General features: G+C 38.8%; 3 protein-coding genes. All 3 read right to left on the bottom strand.

Annotated features, from left to right (window positions below):
* Positions 1-97: 97 nt before the first annotated feature.
* Positions 98-1,714, bottom strand: a complete 1,617-nt coding sequence (locus WKT20_RS17155; RefSeq protein ID WP_340417791.1) for a hypothetical protein — start codon at positions 1,712-1,714, stop codon at positions 98-100.
* A 178-nt stretch (positions 1,715-1,892) separates the two neighbouring features.
* Positions 1,893-3,920 carry a RagB/SusD family nutrient uptake outer membrane protein gene (locus WKT20_RS17150; protein WP_117701697.1) on the bottom strand — a complete coding sequence of 676 codons (2,028 nt, stop codon included), beginning with the start codon at positions 3,918-3,920 and terminating at the stop codon, positions 1,893-1,895.
* Positions 3,921-3,936: 16 nt separating this feature from the next.
* The gene (locus tag WKT20_RS17145) at positions 3,937-7,239 is read right to left on the bottom strand and encodes a SusC/RagA family TonB-linked outer membrane protein (RefSeq protein ID WP_118163944.1); all 3,303 of its coding nucleotides are present in this window, start codon (positions 7,237-7,239) and stop codon (positions 3,937-3,939) included.
* Positions 7,240-7,458 lie beyond the last annotated feature (219 nt).

The raw sequence follows: 7,458 nt of genomic DNA, 5'->3' as shown, positions 1-7,458 counted from the left end.
CATATAAAATGACATAATCTATCGACTTCCATATGTCATTTACTTTTAAGAATGTCTAATAAGCCAACAAACTTTTTAACTATTATCAGTGAGTAATTTAATATTCGCTTCCCCAATTACAAGTTCCTATTTGATAAATCCTAGATGCAATATGCGTATTGGTAACACCATTAATGACATATTCATTATTACAAGAAACCTGTAAATATAAGTCCATTGTAGGGTTCAGGCCTCTCTCTACCCACTCTACAACCCGATAACGATTCTCTAAATCAGTTAAATAAAATGTAAAAGGTAACATTTCCGATGTCGGATATTCCACATAACGTACATGAACGCGCATACGCGGTTGCACAATAAGAGTAGAGCCTTTATATTGATATTTTATACCATAATCATAGCATAACGCGTCTTTTCTATATAACATATTTCCTTCCATATCATAATCCGGTATATCAGGAGAACGATAATAATAGTTCATTTGGGATTTGCGTGTCCCAAAGTTTGATTTAGGATTAGCTGATATATTATAACTTAACATTTGTGGTTGAGGTACTTCATAAATATATTCTCGATTTGTTACACTTTCATTCTTTACTATTTCATTAAAAGCAGTAGTCCACCATGTCATTATTGGAGATTCCTCCAAGTTCCACCCACCAAGCTTACCATCAATTAAACTTAGATTTATATCCAATGCACCAATAGGAGCAGCAGAAGGCTGAATAGAATACCCCGTCATACTAGTCGTTCCCTGAGTTGTTAAACTAACATCATAAATTTTTTGTGTCTGTTTATTAAATAATCCTGAAAAAGCTTTGAACACTCCTGTGATACCAACTTGTGCTAAAGTAAGCAGGGCCGTACTTCCAATAGAACGAGAGTTCGACTCATCAACATCAGATAATATTGAGCCTAACCACTCCTCAGCTGCATCTCCTGCAATTTTGCCTAGACCTGAAATTATCTGTGTCCCCACAGACGGCTGAGACTCTGTTCCAACAATAGTACCTTCTGTTTGTGAACTAAAAGTACCACTAAAATTGAAATTAGTAGCGTTTAAACAAGAAGGTGAAAAGTTCATTGTACCAGATGCGCTTGGGTCGTATGCCAATTCCATTTGAAAACCGTTCCAACCTAATGAAAAACCTTTTCCATCTTGTATTGTACAATTAGATATAACAATTTTTGTCGGACCATATTGATTCATTGGCAATGCATAATTTCCCAAAAAATTAAACAGCCTAGTGGGTTGAGAAGTTGATATAGCCCAATACCCCATATTATTATTTACAAATGTACTCATATAACAAAATACGCGCAATGTACCTGTTATATAATTATGAAAGATAAGATAAGACCTATTACTTTCTGTATCTGGTCTCATTGTATGAGCTATCAATTCCCAACCATTGCTAGGACTAAGTCTTTCTTTCATGAATGGTAATAAATCCCCTCCATTAATCCACGGCAAATCCACTTCTTCACCATTAGGTAAAGTTACCTTTGTACCATTCACCCAATCCACTTCTAAATCATTATAATTAGTTCGCGTCAATATTTGAGAGTTTGTAGAAGGGTATATTACACCTTTATCAATAATGGATTTTTCTCTTTGAGAAGAAGTTTGGGCAGAACCTTCTTCTGTAATAATTTCATTACGAGTACAAGAAAAGAAAACGCCCAAAAGAAAAAGAAGAAGAATGTTTTTCATAAGGTATCATTTACTAAATTAAACAACGAATTAAAAAATCACTAAAAAAACGGTAAGAACATTACATAAAAATCATAGAATCTAAAACGAAATGAAGAATCTCAAAATATTTCTATATGAGATTCTTCACTTTATTCAAGATTATAATAGGACAAATTTGCCTATTTATATATGCCGTTTAGTTAGCTGTTTCCTCATCAGCAACAGCATCCTCCCAATTATCGAACATAAATACGCTATCATCATATCCATCATAGCCGTAATTCTGACGAAGCTGAGCACCAGTATTCGCGGTAATAGCAGAATTAGGAATAGGCCAGAACAAGTTACGTTTGTCAACCTGATAATTAATTTCAACCTTAGATATAATAGGACCATGGTTGAAAATACTGTAACGAGTTGTACGCTTGTACCAATAGCTACCACCGTTCAGGTCTGTACCACTTTGTTTGTCCCAAGTAGCCAAATCATAAGTATCACCCCATTCATCCGGTTGACCGCTCTTTGCTAAGCACCAAGAGATACGGGTTAACTCAGGCTGACGCCATTCTTCCAGGTAAAGTTCGCGTACACGTTCATCACAAATATCTCCAATTGTTACCGTTGTAAACATCTTCTTAGCATTGGCACGGCGACGAATTTCATTAACATCTTCAGCTGCTCCTGTTGCATTACCCTGATAGAACTTAGCTTCTGCACGCAACAGATAAGTTTCTGCCAAACGGAACAGATACAAGTTACCGTTAGATACATTATTACCTTTTGTCGCACCGTTAAACTGATTGGCATTCATATTCTCCTCTGCACTCTGGTCGAGGATATAAACCTTATACAACGGAGTCGGGAACCAGCTACGGATAGTATCTTTACAAAGTAATTGTCCTTTCTTAATTAAAGGTTCATTTTTCTCTTCATCCCATCCCCAGTCTTCTGGCGCATAAAGCATCATATTCTGTCCATAAAACTCAGAAGAAGGATTGTTGTATTTCAAATCGGTCATCTCTACCCAGTTACCCTTTTCACGGTTGTGGCGCAAATCCTGCCAGTCTGTTTCACCGTCGTAGTTCCAGATAGTCTGGTTGTAGTGATAAGATGTACGGAAACAACCGATTCCACGACCTAAAGCACGTACCCAGTCCAACCCAGCATTATATTTACTATTAGAGCGCGCATAGTTATAAGTTGGAGAGCCTATATTATGAGGATCAACAATGTCACCATTACTCCAGTGCACACACATAGCACGCATTTGCGGATAAGAAATAAAACCTTCTGTATAATAGTTCAGAATCGGCATAATCATTTCCGTATTTGAAGCATCGGTAATATTGACACCACGATGCAAGTCCCAAATTACGTTACGTTCTACAGGCCATGTTTCTGGATTACCTGAAGGTACATTGGTACCAAACGGCGCTTTCATAAGTGCCAGTCCATGGTTATTAATCAAGTCTGTAGCCATCGCTTCAGCCTTTGCATATTCTCCTACTACCAGATAGCATTTAATAAGGAGCTGCATACAAGCTTCTTGATTCACCGTTCCAATGTAACCAATCTCTTTCTGAGGCGGTACATGTTCTACTGCAAATTCCAAATCATGTACCAACATTTTAAAGATGGCTTCCTTACTGGTTGATTTATAGTTTTGCTTAGGAACTTCAATCAATTTTGTAATCAAAGGAATATCACCAAACAACAATACACCATGATAGTAAGCATAAGCACGATGGAAATAAGCACGACCCAGATACTCGTCGCGTAAAGTAGGATCCAAGCCTTCTACCTTATCTACATTCGAAATAATTGTATTAGCAAAAGTAACACTGTTCCAGGTACGATCCCAAAAACGTTGCATAGCGTTTAAGTCACCCCCACCTGCCATACCGGAAGTAGGAGTAATGATATTAGCGAAGTCTGCCTGTACAGGATTTGCATCTGTTTTAGCATACAAACCAATATCAGTCATAAAATAAAGAGAAGCCATAGGAAGAACATTCGAGTTACCATCCATCAACATTTCCTTCAAACCATAGTCACACATTGCCATGGCAGCCTTCAATCCTGATTCGGTCGTATAGGTATTTTCAGGATTATAGAATGACAGCGGGTCTTGCTTCAGGAAGTCATCCGTACATCCAGTAGTAAGCAGCGCAGCTGAAGCCAGCACCATACATCCTTTTGTAAATATTGTATTTATTGTTTTCATAATGTTTTTTCAGTAATTAGAGTGTTACGTTAATACCAAAGTTAAAGGAACGTGTAGCCAATCCATCTGTTTCCGGATCACCGTATTCCCAACCATCGATCGTACAAACATTCTTGCAAGTAGCAGTCAGACGAATGCGGTCTACCATAAACTTGTGTGTCCATTTTTTCGGCAACGTATAACCGATAGTGATGTCATCCAAACGAACAAAGCTACGGTTATAGACTTTATCAACGCCTCCAGACAAACCAGTATTAGGACCTACTGCTTCCAAACGGCAATAATCATTTGTCGGATTATCCGGAGTCCAATATTCTTTGGCTGCTACGTTAAATCCGTTTGTTACCTGCGAACCACCATTTTCCTGGTTCAACCAGTAGCCAGCACGGCTCTTGTGTCCCATGTATGAGTACAATGAAATAGAGAGTGTCAAATCTTTCCACAGAGTGAAGTCGTTGCGCATGTTCCAATAGATAGGAGGAGCTGTAGTACCTTGGTATACTTTATCGTTATCGTTATATACCGGAATACGAGTTCCATCTTCCAAAATCTGATCATCCTCCGTATAATTATTTACAACTTTCGGGTCACCCGGTTTCTGTCCTACCAGTGCGGCAGCCTTGATGTCTTCCGGTGTGTTCTGCCATACACCATCTGTTTCATAATACCAGATGGTACCGATAGGCTGTCCAATAAACCATCTGTTAGATGTATCATCCTTTTCTACTCCGTTTTCATCGTAATCGTAGTAGATGTGATTGATCTTGTTCTTATTAATAGAGAAACCTACAGAAGTATTCCAAGAAAAGTCCTTGTTCTGAATATTGGTAGAATTAAGTGCGATTTCAAAACCTTGGTTCTGTACTTCACCCAAGTTAGCCATAATAGAACCAAAACCAGAGAAATTCGGCAGACGCTGACTCATAATCATGTCAGTGGTCTTCTTGAAATAATAATCCATGTTAGCTGTCAATCTTCCGTTAAAGAAAGAAAGGTCCAAACCAACGTTCCATGCTTTTGTCTTTTCCCATTCCAAGTTAGGAGCAGCCAGACGGCTCATATAAAGCGGATTAACCACATTGGAATTACCATTCTGGTAGTACACCATGTTTCCTCCTGCCAAAGCCAGGTTAGCCAATGTAGAATATACATCGCCGAATTCACGGTTACCGTTGGTACCCCATGACAAACGTAACTTACCCATATCAAACCAGTCGCGAGTGGCAGACATGAATTTTTCTTCAGAGAATACCCAGCTAACACCCACAGAACCGAAGTTACCCCATGGATTATTAGCACCAAAACCAGAATAACCATCACGACGGAAAGTTCCAGTTATCATATAACGGTCTTTCAATCCATAGAACAAACGACCAAGATAAGAAGCTGCCGTATAGTGTGTATCGTTGGTACTGAAACTACTCTGACTCTTGTTAGCACCCGATGTATAGTGGAAGCCCAAAGCGTCACTCGGAGTGATATTACGTGCATTGATATTATCACTCCAATAACGGTGCTCTTCTGCTTCCTGTACTAAAGTAGCCGTAATATGATGGTCACCAAAGGTTCTATCCCATGTAATGGTGTTGTTCAAGTTGTAGTCGAAGTTCTTACTCCATCCACGATTTACTCCTCGGCTGGAAGCTGAAGCATCGGGCAGATCAGCAGACATCCAATAACGGTCATAATACCACTGGTATCGAGGAGCAATATTAAATGAATAAGTGAAACCTGCCGGCAAAGTGATTTTGGCATTGAAAATTGTATTCAATACCGTATAGCCTTTTTCCAAATCATAGTATTGGCGGTCAAAGTAGTAGTTATAACCACCATTAGAAGGCAGACCAGACATAGGATATTGTTCATAATTTCCATCCTCATCATACATAGAAGCGTATGGAGAGTTGCGCAACATATTGGCATCCCAATAATTGCTTCCCAACGAAACCTGAATATCGCCGTCTGAACGATCCTGGAAGTTCACATTGGCACCTACTTCCAACCAATCTGTGATTTTCGCATTGATTTTCATGTTTGAACGGAATGCATTGTATTCATTCCCCTGTACGGCACCTTCATTGTTCACATATCCCAGTGAGAAGTAGTAGTTCACACGTTCAGTAGCACCCGAAATACTAGCATTATAATCTTGATTGAATCCGGTACGGAATGTGGCATCATTCCAATCGACCATACGTCCATTCAAGAAATTATCCATCACCATCGGAGAATTGTAGAATTGTAAACGGCGAGCAAACAAATTCAGTGCTGTCTCACCTTCTGACGGACCAATACCACTAGCACCTACATTAGTCATCCACTTCTGCTGATCACTTTCTGACATAGTGCGGGGGTCATCGAAATAACCTTCAGGATACAGAACGTTACCATTACCATCTTTCGCTTGATAATAGCCATACAAGCCATCTTCTCCCTGGCCATAAGTATAATACATTTTACGCCAATCCTGATGGAATTTAAGATATCCAGCAGCATCATAATAGTCGCGGTAATCAGATTTATTAACTACCGAAAGGTTTGCACTTACATTAATAACAGGTTTTCCTTCCTTACCTTTCTTTGTAGTAATGATAATAACACCCGCAGCAGCCTTGGCACCATAGATAGCCGCAGAAGAAGCATCTTTCAACACATCAATCTGTGCAATATCGTCCGGATTAATTTCAGAAAGTTCACCATAGAAAGGCATACCATCTAACACAATCATCGGACTGGCATTGGTACCTAAAGAGTTCTGACCACGCAATTGAATAGAAGCATCTGAACCTTTCGCAGAAGCATCATAACCAATCTGCAAACCTGGAGTTCCTCGTAGTACATCTTGTACAGAAGTCGGATTTTGGTCAGCAATCTTAGTTGGATTAATTTGCACAACAGAACCTGTCAAGTCTTTCTTACGCATTGTACCATAACCGACAACAACAACCTCATCCAACATTTCAGTATCATCTTTCAAAACAATGTTCAATGATTTGGAAGAATCAATCTTAAACTCCTGGGTCTTGTAGCCGATGAAAGATACTTCAAGAATAGCCCCTTTTGCAACATTTAAAGAAAACTTACCGTCGATATCGGATATAGTACCTGTAGTACCTCCTTTAACGGCAATACTAGCTCCAATTACTGGTTCCCCCGCATTGTCTTTTACGACACCAGACACTGTCAAATTTTGTTGCTGAGTAGCTTGAACCTCATTACTGCTTGCAAATACCGTTAACGGATGTGAAGCAATAAATCCTGAACACAACAGCAAAGCAAATAATGCTCTTCGATTGTTTTTTACTGAATCTACTTTCATTGCTTTTCAAATTAATTAGATTTTCTGCCGCAAAATTATATTATATTAAGTCAGTCATAAATGAAAAAATGAGCAAATGAATCGTTTTTTTCGTCATTCTATCCAGTTAAAAAGCCAAAAATAAATCACCTTTTAAATATACACCTTATTATATAGATATTCACACACCGTAACTGAACAGAAATGCCCATTCAGCGAATAATAAAAATTCGTCATAGC

This window comes from Phocaeicola sp. ICN-14070 (assembly GCF_037892625.1).
Taxonomy (GTDB): domain Bacteria; phylum Bacteroidota; class Bacteroidia; order Bacteroidales; family Bacteroidaceae; genus Phocaeicola; species Phocaeicola plebeius.
The sequence above is the reverse complement of the archived record's forward strand: the minus strand, read 5'-3'. Positions and strand labels throughout refer to the sequence as shown.

What these genes read in the sequence shown, in the direction of transcription:
- WKT20_RS17155 (WP_340417791.1), bottom strand. Translation starts at nt 1,714, where the DNA reads ATGAAAAACATTCTTCTTCTTTTTCTTTTGGGCGTTTTCTTTTCTTGT.
- WKT20_RS17150 (WP_117701697.1), bottom strand. Translation starts at nt 3,920, where the DNA reads ATGAAAACAATAAATACAATATTTACAAAAGGATGTATGGTGCTGGCT.
- WKT20_RS17145 (WP_118163944.1), bottom strand. Translation starts at nt 7,239, where the DNA reads ATGAAAGTAGATTCAGTAAAAAACAATCGAAGAGCATTATTTGCTTTG.